The 15706-nt window shown below is 33.2% G+C and carries 19 protein-coding genes and 2 other annotated features; of the genes, 17 read left to right on the top strand and 2 right to left on the bottom strand.

The annotated features are described in order from the left end of the window. Window positions 1-756 precede the first annotated feature (756 nt). Window positions 757-985, top strand: a binding site (T-box leader). Between the two features lie 48 nt (window positions 986-1033). After that, window positions 1034-1265 (top strand) — a binding site (T-box leader). A 476-nt stretch (window positions 1266-1741) separates the two neighbouring features. From COJ46_RS07225 to COJ46_RS07175, 12 genes are all read left to right on the top strand, one after another. Further along, window positions 1742-3478, top strand: coding sequence for an aromatic amino acid hydroxylase (locus tag COJ46_RS07225; protein ID WP_098565809.1), 1737 nt, complete (start codon window positions 1742-1744; stop codon window positions 3476-3478). 111 nt (window positions 3479-3589) lie between these two features. Continuing rightward, complete coding sequence (locus tag COJ46_RS07220; protein WP_098565808.1) at window positions 3590-3958, top strand: VOC family protein; 369 nt, start codon at window positions 3590-3592, stop codon at window positions 3956-3958. 123 nt (window positions 3959-4081) lie between these two features. Continuing rightward, entirely contained in the window at window positions 4082-4522 is a 441-nt protein-coding gene (locus tag COJ46_RS24945) for a YwqG family protein (protein WP_286145495.1), read from the top strand. Beyond that, on the top strand, window positions 4507-4872 hold the full coding sequence (locus COJ46_RS24940) for a YwqG family protein (protein WP_286145494.1): 366 nt from the start codon (window positions 4507-4509) through the stop codon (window positions 4870-4872). Before COJ46_RS24945 ends, COJ46_RS24940 begins: the two co-directional genes overlap by 16 nt. Before the next feature lie 148 nt (window positions 4873-5020). After that, entirely contained in the window at window positions 5021-6007 is a 987-nt protein-coding gene (locus COJ46_RS07210; RefSeq protein ID WP_097975149.1) for a GNAT family N-acetyltransferase, read from the top strand. Window positions 6008-6049: 42 nt separating this feature from the next. Then, window positions 6050-6592, top strand: coding sequence for a GNAT family N-acetyltransferase (locus COJ46_RS07205; RefSeq protein WP_097975151.1), 543 nt, complete (start codon window positions 6050-6052; stop codon window positions 6590-6592). Between the two features lie 25 nt (window positions 6593-6617). Further along, complete coding sequence (locus COJ46_RS07200) at window positions 6618-7061, top strand: SRPBCC family protein (protein ID WP_176522497.1); 444 nt, start codon at window positions 6618-6620, stop codon at window positions 7059-7061. Between the two features lie 2 nt (window positions 7062-7063). Next, on the top strand, window positions 7064-8182 hold the full coding sequence (locus tag COJ46_RS07195; protein WP_097975153.1) for a GAF domain-containing sensor histidine kinase: 1119 nt from the start codon (window positions 7064-7066) through the stop codon (window positions 8180-8182). A gap of 13 nt (window positions 8183-8195) precedes the next feature. Continuing rightward, entirely contained in the window at window positions 8196-8843 is a 648-nt protein-coding gene (locus COJ46_RS07190; protein ID WP_098565807.1) for a response regulator, read from the top strand. Between the two features lie 24 nt (window positions 8844-8867). Next, on the top strand, window positions 8868-9821 hold the full coding sequence (locus tag COJ46_RS07185) for a ketopantoate reductase family protein (protein WP_097975156.1): 954 nt from the start codon (window positions 8868-8870) through the stop codon (window positions 9819-9821). Window positions 9822-9955: 134 nt separating this feature from the next. Next, entirely contained in the window at window positions 9956-10504 is a 549-nt protein-coding gene (locus tag COJ46_RS07180) for an NADPH-dependent FMN reductase (protein ID WP_097975158.1), read from the top strand. A gap of 16 nt (window positions 10505-10520) precedes the next feature. After that, the gene (locus COJ46_RS07175) at window positions 10521-10922 is read left to right on the top strand and encodes a VOC family protein (protein WP_097975160.1); all 402 of its coding nucleotides are present in this window, start codon (window positions 10521-10523) and stop codon (window positions 10920-10922) included. A 291-nt stretch (window positions 10923-11213) separates the two neighbouring features. Here the strand turns inward: COJ46_RS07175 and COJ46_RS07170 are convergent, their stop codons facing one another. Beyond that, the gene (locus tag COJ46_RS07170; RefSeq protein WP_097975161.1) at window positions 11214-11645 is read right to left on the bottom strand and encodes a YmaF family protein; all 432 of its coding nucleotides are present in this window, start codon (window positions 11643-11645) and stop codon (window positions 11214-11216) included. A gap of 174 nt (window positions 11646-11819) precedes the next feature. On the opposite strand from COJ46_RS07170, the gene COJ46_RS07165 reads away from it, so the two are divergent. The 5 genes from COJ46_RS07165 (at window position 11820) to COJ46_RS07145 (ending at window position 14857) form a co-directional block, all read left to right on the top strand. Further along, complete coding sequence (locus tag COJ46_RS07165; protein ID WP_097975163.1) at window positions 11820-12290, top strand: Lrp/AsnC family transcriptional regulator; 471 nt, start codon at window positions 11820-11822, stop codon at window positions 12288-12290. A gap of 10 nt (window positions 12291-12300) precedes the next feature. Further along, window positions 12301-12915 carry a LysE family translocator gene (locus COJ46_RS07160; RefSeq protein ID WP_097975165.1) on the top strand — a complete coding sequence of 205 codons (615 nt, stop codon included), beginning with the start codon at window positions 12301-12303 and terminating at the stop codon, window positions 12913-12915. A 23-nt stretch (window positions 12916-12938) separates the two neighbouring features. Continuing rightward, window positions 12939-13535, top strand: a complete 597-nt coding sequence (locus tag COJ46_RS07155) for a LysE family translocator (RefSeq protein WP_097975167.1) — start codon at window positions 12939-12941, stop codon at window positions 13533-13535. Between the two features lie 108 nt (window positions 13536-13643). Next, on the top strand, window positions 13644-14072 hold the full coding sequence (locus tag COJ46_RS07150) for an Rrf2 family transcriptional regulator (RefSeq protein ID WP_097975169.1): 429 nt from the start codon (window positions 13644-13646) through the stop codon (window positions 14070-14072). Window positions 14073-14215: 143 nt separating this feature from the next. Next, a complete protein-coding gene (locus COJ46_RS07145; RefSeq protein ID WP_097975171.1) occupies window positions 14216-14857 on the top strand; it encodes an NAD(P)-dependent oxidoreductase in 642 nt (213 codons plus the stop codon). Between the two features lie 424 nt (window positions 14858-15281). Here COJ46_RS07145 and COJ46_RS07140 read toward each other — a convergent pair whose 3' ends face one another. After that, complete coding sequence (locus COJ46_RS07140) at window positions 15282-15665, bottom strand: hypothetical protein (RefSeq protein WP_097975173.1); 384 nt, start codon at window positions 15663-15665, stop codon at window positions 15282-15284. Window positions 15666-15706 lie beyond the last annotated feature (41 nt).

Raw genomic sequence — 15706 nt, 5'->3', positions numbered from 1 at the left:
CTAACATTCTATGTACTCCCCTATTCAAGAATAGATGATTTTGATATATTACCTTTTTCATCACAGGCAACATTCACTCTAATACAGCGTTCCTGTATTACAGATTCCAACACCAAACTGCTAGTCCCTAACTTGGTGTACCTGATTGATATCAACACGTTTAGCATACGATACTAAATATTTCCAAAAGATTCAATGTTCAAAAGAAATTTATTAATTTTCAAATCTGAAAAAACTATGTAAACTAATCGACCCATTTTGAGCATGTAAATTTAAAATACAGTATGTTTGCTCAAACACCGATACCAGGAAACATATCTAGACAATTATTAGAGAAGTTAGTAATGTGTCGAGGTTTAATTATATTGATATAATTGTTTGCTTTTCTTTCAAAAACATAAAGCTAATTAAAATAAGTGTGTATTTTTAAAGGGAAATTAAGTAAATATTAAAGAGTGAAAATAACATTGGCATGAATAAGATTATGTTACTAGTAAATAACCTAGATAATAGTCTTTTTAGTTTAATTGATTGCCAAATCCTTGTTTAGGCTAGAGAGAAAAAGTGTGTTACTACTATAAAATCGGGATACGTAATTAACATTTAGTTTGTGAGTCTAAAGTATATATATCTAATTATATATTTCTATAGGTAAGGGTTTTCGTTATATTAAAATAATAAAAACTTCAAAAAAATAATATTAATAAGTGTTGACATTTATGAAAAATAGGAATAAAGTATGTATTAATTGAATCGCGAAAAGCAATGATAGGAATTTTAGTAGTGGAGTTTTCCCTGTAACAGAGAGCTGGTGGTTGCTGCAAACCAGTACATAAAACACATGAATTACGATCCTAGAGCATCTTCCTCGAAACGAATTGTGAGGGGAAGACGGTGAAGAGCCGTTATGAAATGAAGATATTAGTATTGTTTTTAATACTAATAATTTAGGGTGGTACCGCGAATAGACTATTTCGTCCCTACTGTGTAAACAGTAGGGACTTTTTTATTTTAAGAAAATAATTTAATTAAATAATAAGCAATGAATGGAATTAAAGTAGTGAAGTTTTCCCTGTAACAGAGAGCTGATGGTCGGTGCAAATCAGTACATAAAACGACATGAATTACAATCCACGAGCATCTTCTTCGAAACGAATTGTGAGGGGAAGACGGTGAAGAGCCGTTATGAAATGAAGATATTAGTAAGTTTTAGTAAAACAGCTAATAACTAGGGTGGTACCGCGAATTTAAAGTTCGTCCCTACTGTGCAAACAGTAGGGATTTTTTTATGGAAAAAAATCCTGTGTGCATGTATAGATGTGACGGAATAAGCTACAAATGTGAGAAGAACTAAGGTGAAACATAAGCTTGTCTTTTTTTTTGAGTTGTCTAGTTCCAGGTGTTAGCCCCTCGAGGTCATAAGCCAAAGTCCAATAAAGGTAAAAACCAACCTTTATCGGCCTTTGTCTTATGCTTGTCGGGGCTTTAGCAAACGCCTTCCACATTTCGTGTTTGAAAGGAGTGATGTGTTTGGTTGATTACGACTATAAATACCGAATAAAAAAAGATTTTGTAGAAAGAAGGAGTAATTTGGAAAAAGTAGAAATGGTTAAATGATGGAAACTTGCTTAAAAATGCTCAAAAAAAGCTTTTAGCAAGATATAGATAGAACGGGTATTTTTAAGAAAGTAGAGTAATAGATTTTTAAGTGAAATAATTTTTAAAAAGGGGAATTGATGACATGAAAGAAGCAGCTTTTGAAACAAAAATAATACCACCTCATTTGAAACAGTACTTATCGGAGCAAAATTATGATCTTTACACGCCAATTGATCATGCTGTATGGCGCTATGTAATGAGACAAAATCATCATGCATTAAAAGATAAAGCACATTCTGCATTTGTCGATGGACTAAAGATGTCAGGAATTGAAACGGAAAAAATTCCAAATGTAGCTGAAATGAACGAGTGCCTTTCAAAAATCGGTTGGGGCGCAGGAATCGTTAATGGATTAATTCCAGGCGCTGCATTTTTTGAACTGTTAGCAAATGGTATTTTACCAATCGCAACTGAAATTAGACAAATTACGAATATAGAATATACACCTGCTCCAGATATTATTCATGAGGCTGCAGGACACGCGCCAATATTATTTCACCCTGTATTTAGAGAATACGTACAAAAAATTGGTTCAATTGGTGCAAAGGCATTTGCTACAAAAGAAAAACAAGAATTATTTGAAGCAGTTAGAAATTTAACGATTGTAATGGAAGATCCAAAATCGACTTCAGAAGAAAAAGCTGCTGCACAAAAATTAGTTGAAGAAAGACAAAAAGCAATTGTTGGAATTTCAGAAGCTGAAAAAATTTCACGCGTATTCTGGAGAACAGTTGAATATGGTCTAATTGGTGAATTAGATAATCCCAAAATTTATGGCGCTGGTTTATTATCATCAGTAGGCGAAAGCACACATTGCTTTACAGATGCAGTTGAAAGACTACCTTTCTCTATTGAAGCTTCTACATTACAACCGAAAAATATAACTGAAATGCAAGCACAATTATTCATATGCAAAGATTTCGATGAGTTAATGCAAGGTGCTGAAGAATTAGCAAGCACTATGGCATTCCGTGTAGGTGGTACAGAAAGCTTAGATAAAGCTCTTAAATCAAAAAGCGTTGCAACATTTGAATTAAATTCTGGATTAAGTGTAACTGGTATTGTTCATGCAATCTTAAAAGATGATAACGGTGAAGCAATTTACGTTAATACTACTGGCGAAACAGCACTTTCAATAAATAATAAGCAATTAGAAGGTCACGGAAAAGACTACCATGCTAAAGGGTTTGGTACACCAATTGGACTTCTAAAAGGAAATATTGAATTAGAAGAATGTGACGATGCTGCACTTGAAAATTTAGGTATTGTCGTAGGGAACTTTGTTGATTTAGAATTCTTAAGCAATGTAAGCGCTTCCGGTAGAATTGTGAATATTATTAAGAATGAAGACAAAGTTGCACTAATCTCATTTGAAGACTGCACTGTTACTTACGAAGGAAAAGAATTATTCAAAAAAGAGTGGGGAACTTTTGATATGGCAGTTGGTTCTCGAGTTGAATCAGCATACCCTGGTGCAGCTGACCCAACATCTTACTTTAGTGATTCAATTAAAGAAGTAGAGTTCGTAATGGAAACACCGGCTCCATTAACTGAATTAGAAAAATTATATAAAGAAGTTAGAGTAATTAGAGAAAAGAATTCATTCTGTGATGACTGTATTTCTAAACTAATTGCTGTGCATAATGAGCTTAATCGTGAACACCAAAGTGATTGGTTATTACGTTTAGAATTACTTGAAATTGCAACAGTTAATGCTAAATTAGAGCAAATTGTTGAGCCGCTAAAAGCTGAATTGGAAGCATTAAGAAAAGAGGATACTTTAAAGAATCTTATTACAAATGGCTTAAAGCTAGTATAATATGTAAGAATATTGGGAAAAGCATTACTTCTATAGAAGTAATGCTTTTCTTATTAATTAGTTCTGGTAATCTATAGATATAAATTTTTCATAATGAGAGAGGTGTTAACAATGGGATTTGAAATAAAAGGAATTGATCATATTCAATTAGTTTGTCCAAAGGGTGGAGAGGACGAGGCTAGAAAATTTTATAATGAAATTTTAGGTATGAAGGAATTGCCAAAGCCGGAAAATTTAAAAGGCAGAGGTGGATGCTGGTTTATTTGTGGTAATCAAGAAATTCATATTAGTATTCAAGAAGATTTTATTGCACCTAAAAAAGCTCATCCTGGTTTAATTGTTACAAACATAGAGGCATTAAGAGATCAACTTCTTCAACTCAATTTTGAAATCAAAGGGGAACCACCAATAGAAGGTCGTACTCGTTTTTTTGTTAATGATCCTTTTGGGAATAGGGTCGAGTTTTTAGAATTTCATTAAGCAAATAATTGATTAACCACTGTATATAAACAGTGGTTTTTTACTTTTAATTTAGAGATTTATCGAGAATTAAATTGTTAAAATTGATAAGATTTAATTATCAAATACAAAAGAAGGTGCTTCGTGTTTAAAAAATTAAAGTTACCGAAAGAGTTACAAATTTATAAGGAAACAATTGAGTCTACTGTTAGAGATTCAGTTGAAATTGAGCCAATCGTAAGAAAGACTTCTTTAATAGAAAGTAAGTTTGCAGGACACCCATATTATCCAGTTAGTATGGAGTATCCAAAGGATGAAAATGAGGAGCCTATGAAATTACTTGCTCAGATTAATTTTTCTGAGTTACCAAAATTAGAAAATTTTCCAACATCGGGATTACTTCAATTTTATATTGCGAATGATGTTCTTTATGGGCAAGATTTTGAACATCCAACTAGTCAAAAAAGCTTTAGGGTTATCTATCATGAAAATGTAAATGAAACAAACTTAATTGAAGACTTCTCTTTTATAACTGTAGAAGATGAATTTCCAATTGGGAAAGAAGCGCAATGCAATTTGAATTAACAGCCCAACCAATATCCCATGAAGCAATGGACTTTGAAAAAATCAACTTAGACGTACCGTTTGACGCAGAAATTGACAATGACGATTATGAAGAGCTTGGTGAGCTTTATTTTGAATATTTTAGTGGAGATGGTCATCGAATTGGAGGGTATCCATACTTTACTCAGTCAGATCCAAGAGATTATGTTAAAAAAACTGAAAATCACTCTATCTTGTTATTACAAATTGATAGTGATGATACAATTGAATGTATGTTTGGTGACGTTGGTGTAGCGAACTTCTTTATTAAAAAAGAGGATCTGTTAAAAAAGGATTTTACTAATGTTCTATACACATGGGATTGTTGTTAAATTTTACAAGATGAAAGAGAGCATTATCCGGCTACAAGCAGGAAGTAATGCTCTTTTTATGGAACTAGTAATGAGTGAATGAAGAGATAATTGAAATTATCAGAATTATTAAGTAGTTTAACTTGTAAAAGTTGCAAGGAGGTTTGTTATGAAATTTATCGCGTTCGAAAATATACACTTAGATGATGCGGCTAGTCTTTTGGCTATCCGTCATATGTATGACCGAAGTATAAATCCTGAATTACCATCTAAATTTGAAGAGGCTTCGTATGCTAAGAAAGCTATTGAGGCGCTTTTTAATGAAAAGGACAGTTTTGGTATTGCAGCGGTGAATGATTCCGAGTTAGTTGGCTATATGATTGGGTCAATTCAAACAGATAAAAATCGAGAACGTCATACATGGATTAAGTATGCAGGGATGGCTATAGCAGAAAGTGAAAATGAAGAGTTATATCGTGAATTATATGCAGAGTTTGCCAAGAAAATGGTAGAACTTGGTTCGTTTAATCATTACGTAATGGTACCAAGTGGAAATAAATCTACTTTAGATGCTTGGCTTCATTTAGGATTTGCTTATGAGCAGGTTCATGGGATACGTGATTTGTCAGTTTCGTCTGATAAAGTATTTGAAGATATACAGATTCGATTGGCGACTAGTGAAGATGAAAAAAGAATACGTGAATTAGCAACTGTAATCATGGAACATCAAGCGAAGTCACCGGTATTTGCACCAGGGTTTATTGAAGAAAGAGATGATTACAAGGAAGGTTATGTAGAAATTATTAATGATGAAGTGGCAACGTTATGGTTAGCGATCTATCAAAATGAGATTGTAGGTTTCCAAGTATTTGAATTAGCAGCAGCATCTGATGAGAATTTATTAACACCTGAATCTTGCATTAGTTTAGTAGTAGGAGCAACCGTCGAATCTTCTCGGGGAATCGGTGTTAGTACGGCCTTATTACAGCATGGACTTACTATTGCTGACAAAGATGGCTATAAACTTTGCGAAACAGATTGGAGAATTACGAATTTAGAATCCTCGAGATTCTGGCCAAAAAATGGGTTTAAACCGATAGCATATCGACTAGTCCGTAAGATTGATCCAAGAATAATTTGGGCAACAGGCGTTTAAAGGGTCAGGAAAAGCAGGAAAATTAGGGAGTGTAGGAAACAGATGAAATTAGTTGGTAATAATATATATTTAAGACATTTAGAAGTTGCAGATGCAGAGGATTTTTTATCATACGAAGTTCGAAATAGAGAGTTTTTTAAACCTTTTACATATATAAAAGACGAGAGTTTCTATACTTTGGAAGCTCAGCAGGATCGTATTAAGTCATATAAAGAGAAAAGTGACAATGATCTTTATTATGGATTTGGTATATTTTTAAAGGAAACAGACGCTTTTATAGGTTTTACGATGCTAGCAGAGGTTTTAAGAGGAGATTTACAAAGTTGTTTTGTTGGTTATTCTTTAGATGAACAACAAAATGGTAAAGGCTATACAACTGAAGCTGCAAAGTTAGTTGTAGAATATGCCTTTAATGAATTAAAATTACATCGCATTGAAGCGGGTGTAATGCCGCATAACATTGGTTCAATAAGAGTATTAGAAAAGGCGGGTTTCCATAAAGAGGGAATTGCCAAGAAAAATGTACGTATAAATGGGAAATGGGAAGATCACCAAATGCTAGCTATCATTAATGAAAATGAATAACTATAAAACTTTTGGAGGGATTAATATGAATATTATTAGTTATCCAGATTTATCAAGTAGACCACATAGTCTCACTGTGGAACGAGTAATGGAAAATTCTATAGATGTGTTGTATGAAGCTTGGACAAAAAGATTTGGTGATTGGTTTGCTGCGCCTGGTTCAGTGATTATGAAGGCAGAGGTTAATTCTGTATTTTTCTTTGAGACGCATTTTGAGGATAAACGTCATCCACATTATGGTCGCTTTTTAAAGCTTGAGCACAATCAACTTGTTGAGATTACTTGGTTCACCTCTGGATCCAAAACGGAGACTGTAGTCACTGTGGAGTTTTCAACAAATGAAAGTGGAGCTGCAGTTATTAGATTGTCACATGCAGGATTCCCAGATGAATTATCAAGAGACCAACACGAGCAAGCATGGCCGATGGTGCTTGAACAACTTGATCGTCGAATGAAGGAATTAGTATAAGTATGAAAAAAGAATCATTTCTTTTAGAGCTACAAGTATTAAAAGAAATTGCTGAAATATTAAACGAGGGTACTAATTTACACAGTACCCTCAATTGTGCCTTAGCCAAATTAATTCAAGTTACGGGTCTAGATACAGGATGGATTTTTTTAATTGATATAAATGGGGGCTTCGAATTAGTCGCTTCACATGAATTACCTCCAGCTCTTATGAACGAAGAGGCTAAGCCAATGTGCAATGGAGATTGTTGGTGTGTAGATAAATATAATACCGGAAGACTTAATAAGGCATCAAACATTATGGAATGTAAAAGATTAGAAGACTCAATTATTCATAATTGGGGAGAAACAAATGGTATCACTCATCATGCTACTGTACCACTGCAAGCAGGTGAAGAATCTTTTGGTTTATTAAATGTTGCTGCTTCTAATAAATTAAAATTTGATCAGGAAGAATTGAATTTACTAGGTGCAGTTGCGTTGCAAATTGGAACAGCAATTAAACGAATTCAATTAACAGAACAGGTAAAAGAGTTTGAGGTGATTCAAGAAAGAAATCGTCTTGCAAAGGACTTACACGACTCAGTTAGTCAATTATTGTTTTCGATTAATGTAACTGCCAAAGCAGGTGCAAATGTATCCGACAATCTGAAATCAAAAGATACATTTAATCATATTCAACAAATTGCCCAAGAAGCACAAGCAGAAATGAAAGCCTTAATATGGCAGCTTAGACCACAGGGTATTGAAAAAGGAATAGTTAGTGCATTAATTAATTATGGTGAAATGCTAGGCTTAAAAGTAATAAGTAATGTAAAAGGAACAACGATATTACCTTCTAAAATAGAAGAAACGTTATGGCGTGTAGGTCAGGAAGCATTTAATAATTGTAGAAAACATTCGGGACAAAATACGGTATATTTACAATTATCAATCAGTACAAAGAAAGTAAAAATGACGATTCGAGATCAAGGTGTCGGTTTTATATGCCCAAAGGATGTACAAATTCCAACATTAGGTTTGAAAAGTATGAAGGAAAGAGTCGAATCGATAAAAGGGTCGTTTTTAGTTGAAAGTGATTTGAATAAAGGAACAAAAATTACGACGAATATCCCTTTTTAAAAAGGAGCGTTTTATGTCTATTAAAATATTAATTGCTGATGATCATCATGTAGTTAGGAGAGGACTTATTTTCTTCTTAAATACGCAAGATGATATCGAAGTTATTGGGGAAGCATCGAACGGAGAAGAGGCATTAAGATTAGTTAAAGAGTTAAAACCTGATATTGTCATCATGGATTTAGCGATGCCAGTTCTAGATGGAATTGAAGCAACCAAAAGAATAAAAATAGAGGGCTTAACAGTTAAAGTAATGATTTTAACTAGTTTTTATGATCAAGATCATATTTTACCTGCAATTGAAGCAGGTGCAGCGGGATATTATTTAAAGGATAGTGACCCAGATGAGCTCGTTTCTGCGATCCGAAAGATACACGATGGGGAAAAACAATTTCATTCGAAGGTTACGACGCAATTAGTTTCTGCATTAACTGGGAAGATCGAAACGAAGAACGATGAGTCATTTCAAGACAAATTAACTAAGCGAGAAATGGATGTATTGAAGGAAATTACGAGGGGAAAGAGTAATAAAGAAATTGCAGCATCATTATTTATTACAGAAAAAACTGTAAAAACCCATGTTTCGAATATATTAGCCAAGACTCAGCTTCAAGATCGAACTCAATTGGCACTATATGCAGTACGAAATGGGATTATGAATTAGATATTAATAGAAAGGAAGAGTGTTATGCGAATTCTTGTATTAGGAGCTGGAGGAATTGGCGGCTATTTTGGAGGACGCTTAGTAGAAAAAGGAGAAGATGTTACATTTTTAGTACGAGCTAATCGGAAAAAACAGCTAGAGGAAAATGGTTTAGTTATTCGTAGTGTGAATGGTGATTTTTCATTTCAACCGAATCTAATTACTGCAAAGAGTCCTGCCGAGATTTTTGACATTGTGCTTTTCTCGACTAAGTCATATCATTTAAGCGACGCTATTTTGGATGTAAAACCGTTCGTAGGTGATCAAACTGTTATTTTACCTCTTTTGAATGGTATTGCTCATCTAAATCCTTTAAAGCAGGCATTTGGTGACGAAAAGGTTATAGGCGGTTTATGTTTTATCGAAACTACTTTGAATGAAGCTGGGGAAGTTGCTCAAACAAGTAAAGCTGCTAGACTTGTATTTGGTGAATTCTTAAGCAAAGAAACTGACCGTATTAAAAAAATTGCTCATGCATTTAGCGGATCAAAAGCTGACTTTGTCCTTAGTAAGCAGATTGAACGAGATATGTGGCATAAATATTTATTTATTACTGTAATGTCTGGTGTTACGTCTCTTATGCGTGCGCCAATTGGTCCAATTAGAGAAAGTGATGGTGGAAGAGCTACTATCCGTGAATTATTTGTAGAGTGCGCTAATATTATGAGATCCCATGATGCACCGATTTCTGAAAATATTGTAGATGAGCATATGAAATCTATCGATGCTCTTGGATATGATATGAAGTCCTCTTTGCAGAGGGATATGGAAAAATGGTCATTAGTAGAGGGGGATCATTTGCAAGGGTATTTACTAGAACTTGCAAAGAAAAAGGATATAACTGCTAAATTACTTGAATTAGTTTATCAAAACATTAAAGTTTATCAAAAAATGAATCAAGATCGTCGTAATAAAGAAACCGAACATTTATCAGTTTGAAATCTACAACTTTAGTTGTAGATTTTTTTCATTTTTATATACTCCTAAACGTGTAGAAAAGTTCTATCAAACGACTGAAGTTCGGACTTTATTAATTGACTATACTAAAGGTACGAATTAAAGGAGTGGAAAATTTGAATATTATAATGATTAATGGTAGTCCAAGAAAAGAAGGTCGTACAGGTAAATTAACTAAAATCATCTCGAAAAAATACAATGTAAAAACAATTGATTTAAGTGAACTAGTATTACCAATTTATAATGGTCAAGAGGAGCAAAATGAAAATGCTAATATCCAAAAACTAAGATCACAGCTAGAAAATGCTGATGCTATGATCATTGCAACACCGGAATATCATGGTGGAATGAGCGGAGCATTAAAAAACGCTTTTGACTTTTTAGGTAGTAAGCATTTTAAAGATAAGCCTGTTGCAATATTGGCTGTAGCCGGTGGAGGAAAGGGTGGCATCAATGCACTTAACAATATGAGAATTGTTTTAAGAGCATTATATGCAAATATTTTATCGAAACAAGTTGTGATTGATCCATCAGACTTTATATCAGAAGGTACTGCGTTAGAAGAAAATTCATCTTATTCAGTAGATAGCTTATTTCAAGAATTGAAGCTCTATGCTCAAATATCAAAAAAGCTAAATGAAGAATGGGCAACAACAAACTATTAAGGATAAGGTGATGACAATGAAAAACTGGGTTCAGTTTAGAATTGCAAGACCTACAAACCAATTAGCTGAAATAAGTAAGTTCTATGGAGAAGGGCTAGGCTTAAAACGTGTGGGTGGTTTTCAAAATCACGATGGTTACGATGGAATCATGTTTGGATTACCTAATGTTGAATACCATTTAGAATTTACTCAACATATTGATGGAAGCCCATGTCCTGCCCCAACAAAGGATAATCTTTTAGTATTTTTTATACCTCATCAAGCGGAAATAGATCTTGTCAAAAATCGATTAAATCATATGGGTTATATTGAAGTTGAACCTGAGAATCCTTATTGGCTCGGAAAAAGTATTACATTTGAAGACCCGGATGGATGGAGAATTGTGTTAATGAATACTGAAGGATTGCGGGATACTTAGGATTTCATTCTAGCTGTAAATAAAAAGGACACGTTGAGAGGACCTTCTATGCAAGGTCCTCTCAACGTGTTGATTATATAACGTGTTCAATATTAAAAATGCGAACACTAAAATTGTGATCTTGGTTGATATGGTGGTATTTTTTGCTTATAAAGTAGAGGTTTTAGTTGATATATCGTTAAAATTTGTTGATAAAAGGACCCTATATTTAAGGACCCTAATTTATTGAGAAATGAAATTTATGTATATTATATCTAATAAAATATACATAAAAAGAAAATTAAATTCGCTCTATACTAATGGTCTATCAATTAATGTTGCGAATTCAAGATCGTGTTCATGACCATCATTGATCGTTGTCATCCCTTTGACAAAGTGAACATGCTTACCATTTCCTACAGGTATTGGGGGGCCAGTTTCAATAATAACTTCGTGATGGTGATCTAGAAAATCTGTATTTACTACAATTCGGTGTATATGACTGTGTCTTCCTTTGGGAATGACTTCACTTGTTACTCCAGCAAATCGATGATTATGTCGATCGTCATCTTCTTCTGCTAATTTAGTACTAGCTACAAATTCATGTACATGTGTTTGAGGTTTTTCTTCTTTCTGGTTTTCTTCTGCCTCTTCGTTTGATACTTTTTCTACTTCTTCATTAGACTCTCTTTCTCTTTCTCTTTCCCTTAGTCTTTTTCGATATTCAAACGGGTCTCTTTTCACAAAATGACGCCCCCTTCAATAAAGATTGTCTTCTTTTTTCATCTTATTAGGAAAGGTAAATAAATATGTATATAAAACGTTAATATTTAGATATTTTTTAATTTAGAAATATTGAAATACTTTCATAAAGTAAGTAAAATGAAATAAATACTTATAAAAAGAAGGTTAGAACGGATGGATACTTTCGATTTGAAAATTATTAATCGTTTAATGGATAATTCTAGAATAAAGTGGGCGGATTTAGCTAGTGAGGTTGGATTGTCAGCTCCGGCTACTGCTGAACGTGTTAACCGATTAGTTGAACAAGGTGTGATTAAAGGGTTTGGTGTGCTAGTTGATTCAGAAAAAGTTGGAAGTGAATTAACTGCGTTTGTAGCTGTCTCGCTTGAGCGCCCAGAAAATCGAGCTCCTTTTTTAGAGCTTGTTAATCAATTAGAGGAAGTGCAGGAATGTCACCATATTGCGGGTGAAGATGATTATTTACTAAAAATTAGAAGTAGAAATACAAAAGACTTAGATCGAGTAATTAGCCATGAAATAAAAGGGTTAAAGGGAGTAATAAGAACAAAAACAACAATTGTAATGGATACAACGAAAGAAACATTTCGACTGCCACTACAAAAACATAAATTTTCTATAGAGTAGGGAGGGTAACATGAATCTTGAATTTTATTTTAAAGGATTAATAATTGGCTTATCAATTGCTGCACCTGTTGGTCCAATTGGAGTACTGTGTATCCGTAGAACTCTAGCATATGGAAGAATGTTTGGTTTAGTTTCTGGTCTTGGGGCTGCTACTGCTGATGGTATTTATGGTTTAGTTGCAGGCTTTGGATTAACTGTTATTATGAATTTTTTAATTGGTCAGCATTTTTGGATTCAGTTAATCGGTGGTTTCTTCCTCTGCTATTTAGGTGTAAAAACACTTATTTCAAAAGCCAGTTATACTCAATCTGATACGCAAAAGAAAAATATAATTAATGCGTTTTTATCCGTTTTATTTTTAACGCTAACAAACCCAATGACGATTCTATCATTTATCGCCATTTTTGCAGGATTAGGAATCTCGAATTCAAATAGCAATATTGTTTCTTCCGTCATTTTAGTATTAGGTGTTTTTTGTGGTTCAAGTTTGTGGTGGGTAATATTAAGCAGTGGTGTGGGACTATTTAGATCTCGAATAAATGATCGGTCTTTAACATTAATTAACCGTTTATCAGGTATTATTATTATTATTTTTGGTGGTATAGCTTTATATGGATTAATGTAAAGCAAGCGTAAGAGGGTATTTAGATGTTATTAATAAAAAGTTTTATTTTAGGTTTATCAGTTTCTGCACCCGTAGGCCCGATTGGTTTATTGTGCATACAAAGAATTATATCTAGGGGAAAAGCAGCTGGTTTTATGACAGGATTAGGCGCATCTTCGGCTAACTTATTTTACGCTAGTATTGCCGCATTTGGTTTTTCTATTGTTTCATCATTTTTAATTGAGCAGGAATTTGTTCTTCGAATCGTAGGTGCAATATTTTTATTTTATTTAGGAATTAAAACCTTTCTAAAAAGACCTGCTAAATCTGCTTCAAATTTGGAGGGTGAAGGCATGGTTAGCATGTTTCTCTCTACATTTTTATTTATGATCACAAATCCTGTAACTATTTTAAACTTTGTAGCAATGTTTGCAGGACTAGGTTTTGACCATAGTTCTACATCTATAGGATCGACACTTTCACTAATTATAGGTGTTTTTTTAGGTGCGGTTTCTTGGTGGCTTATTTTAAGTAGTGTAGTAAGTTTGTTTCGAAATAAAATTACAAATCACTTAGGTTTAGTAAATAAAATGGCTGGTTTAATGATCGTTGTTTTAGGAATTATGTCATTTATTAAGTAAAGGAAGCTATGTATTAGTAGCTTCTTTCCTTTAAGTTTGTGTAAAATAAATAGTATTGACAATTAATAATGGTTGTAACTATAATGGTTACATCGGAGGTTGAATCCTATGAAAATCAGTAGTCGTTTTACCGTTGCTGTTCATATTTTATCTTTGGTCACGATTGAGAATAGTGCGCTTTGTACTTCCGAATGGATTGCAGGAAGTGTAAATACAAATCCGGTTGTAATTAGAAGAGTAATGGGAAAACTTAAGAATGCTGGCTTAATTCAAGTCCGTCGAGGAACCGGTGGAGCTACACTTCATAAGTCTTTAAATGAAATTACTCTTTTAGATGTTTATAGAGCAGTTGAAGTTGTAGAAGAAGGAGAACTTTTTCAATTTCATGAGAAACCGAATCCGAATTGTCCAGTCGGTGCAAATATTCAAGTAGTGCTAGAACTGATCTTAAATCGAGCACAAGAAGCAATGGAAAAAATACTGGATGAAGTTACTATGGAAGAATTAGTTACAGTATTAAGTAAAAAAATTGGATAATATCATTCAATTTTTTTTGGAAATGATGTAACTATTGTTGTTACATCTGTATATTTTTATATTTTTTTAAACTAGATGTAACTATTTTAGTTACGACTATGAATTCAAAACAACTTTATAAAATTTAAGGAGGAAGAAAAAAGATGAAAATTGGTATTATTGGAGCAACAGGAAAAGCAGGAAACCTTATTTTAAAAGAAGCAGTAGAAAGAGGACATGAGGTAACAGCAATCGTAAGAAATGCTTCTAAATTAACAAATAAAGAAGTATCAGTATTGGAAAAGGACTTATTAGATTTAAATTCAACTGACTTAAAGCAATTTGCTGTTGTTGTAAATGCATTTAAAGCAGCTGAAGGCCATGAGCATCTTTATATTGAAGCTGGGAATGTTTTAATAAATGCTTTAAAAGGTGTTAACGATACTAGATTAATCGTAGTTGGTGGAGCTGGAAGCTTGTATGTTGATGAAGAAAAAACGATTCAATTAGTTGATACACCTGAATTTCCAAAAGAATACTATGCTACTGCATCCCATATGACAAAAGGTCTTCACGACTTACAAAAAACGACTGATATTAAGTGGACATTTATTAGCCCAGCGGCATTTTTTGATCCAAATGGTAAACGTACTGGGGCTTATCAAAAAGGAAAAGACAATTTTATTGTTAATAAAAAAGGTAATAGCTACGTAAGTTATGCTGACTATGCAATTGCATTATTAGACGAGATTGAAAATCCACAGCATATTAATGAACGATTTACATTGGTTTCTGAAGCAGAATAAGTTTCAGACTGAAAATCAAGTTTTCGGGAATTTGTGTCTATACAAAAAAGCGATTCTTTATGAGAATCGCTTTTTTTATTTAGGCTCTGTTAAATTAAAATGTTGATTTTTGAAATAAAAAAAGAGGCTGTCAAATTAGACAACCTTTAACTCTTATCAAACTAATGCATGCATTAGTTGTATAAGCTTTTAGAATTTATTCAAAAAATTCTTAAACCGGCAAGAGAAGAATCTAACTCTAGCTAAAAGTTCAATAAAAAACGAGCCGCCGAAGCAACCCGTTATTTTAATAAAAAATGATTATTATTTACTGACTATGAATATATTACTTAATTCTCAAATGACACTTATCAAAAAAATTGGATTATAAAAAGTTTAAGAACAGAAGGTTTTTTGTTGTTGAACCAGAAACTTAACTTTTATTCTAATGTCTTGCGTCAATAACAGTACAACGCATTGCGCCATTTCTTATAGCTCGTTCTGCTTCCTCTAACGTAATTCGTACAAAAACAGCTCTATCAAAATCATTTTCCACATCAAATAGTGCAAAAGCTTGACGGTTTGTAATAAAAATACACTTGAATTCTGCTGTTACACCATTACCATTTTTAGGAAAATTGTCTCTTATCTCACAAAAATCTAGTCCAGCATTTTTAAGTCTTTTTGCTGTTTCCATGTTAATACGAATAATAACGAATACTTCTAAATCTACTCCAGGGACCTCTGATTCAACTTCTACGACTGCAAAAAAGCGGTTTCCGATTCTAAGAAGACAATTGGCACCTATTTCGAAAATTTCTTCATTCATATCTCCACTATCCTTTATTAAAAATTTATTTACGAATACCA

This window comes from Bacillus sp. AFS077874, from assembly GCF_002566505.1.
Classification (GTDB): Bacteria; Bacillota; Bacilli; order Bacillales; family Bacillaceae_G; genus Gottfriedia.
Note: the sequence above shows the minus strand (reverse complement) of the source record. Positions and strands in the feature narration are given on the sequence as shown.

Coding starts and splice junctions, on each gene's coding strand:
- COJ46_RS07225 (WP_098565809.1), top strand. CDS start 1,742: ATGAAAGAAGCAGCTTTTGAAACAAAAATAATACCACCTCATTTGAAA.
- COJ46_RS07220 (WP_098565808.1), top strand. CDS start 3,590: ATGGGATTTGAAATAAAAGGAATTGATCATATTCAATTAGTTTGTCCA.
- COJ46_RS24940 (WP_286145494.1), top strand. CDS start 4,507: ATGCAATTTGAATTAACAGCCCAACCAATATCCCATGAAGCAATGGAC.
- COJ46_RS07210 (WP_097975149.1), top strand. CDS start 5,021: ATGAAATTTATCGCGTTCGAAAATATACACTTAGATGATGCGGCTAGT.
- COJ46_RS07205 (WP_097975151.1), top strand. CDS start 6,050: ATGAAATTAGTTGGTAATAATATATATTTAAGACATTTAGAAGTTGCA.
- COJ46_RS07200 (WP_176522497.1), top strand. CDS start 6,618: ATGAATATTATTAGTTATCCAGATTTATCAAGTAGACCACATAGTCTC.
- COJ46_RS07195 (WP_097975153.1), top strand. CDS start 7,064: ATGAAAAAAGAATCATTTCTTTTAGAGCTACAAGTATTAAAAGAAATT.
- COJ46_RS07190 (WP_098565807.1), top strand. CDS start 8,196: ATGTCTATTAAAATATTAATTGCTGATGATCATCATGTAGTTAGGAGA.
- COJ46_RS07185 (WP_097975156.1), top strand. CDS start 8,868: ATGCGAATTCTTGTATTAGGAGCTGGAGGAATTGGCGGCTATTTTGGA.
- COJ46_RS07175 (WP_097975160.1), top strand. CDS start 10,521: ATGAAAAACTGGGTTCAGTTTAGAATTGCAAGACCTACAAACCAATTA.
- COJ46_RS07165 (WP_097975163.1), top strand. CDS start 11,820: ATGGATACTTTCGATTTGAAAATTATTAATCGTTTAATGGATAATTCT.
- COJ46_RS07160 (WP_097975165.1), top strand. CDS start 12,301: ATGAATCTTGAATTTTATTTTAAAGGATTAATAATTGGCTTATCAATT.
- COJ46_RS07155 (WP_097975167.1), top strand. CDS start 12,939: ATGTTATTAATAAAAAGTTTTATTTTAGGTTTATCAGTTTCTGCACCC.
- COJ46_RS07150 (WP_097975169.1), top strand. CDS start 13,644: ATGAAAATCAGTAGTCGTTTTACCGTTGCTGTTCATATTTTATCTTTG.
- COJ46_RS07145 (WP_097975171.1), top strand. CDS start 14,216: ATGAAAATTGGTATTATTGGAGCAACAGGAAAAGCAGGAAACCTTATT.
- COJ46_RS07140 (WP_097975173.1), bottom strand. CDS start 15,665: ATGAATGAAGAAATTTTCGAAATAGGTGCCAATTGTCTTCTTAGAATC.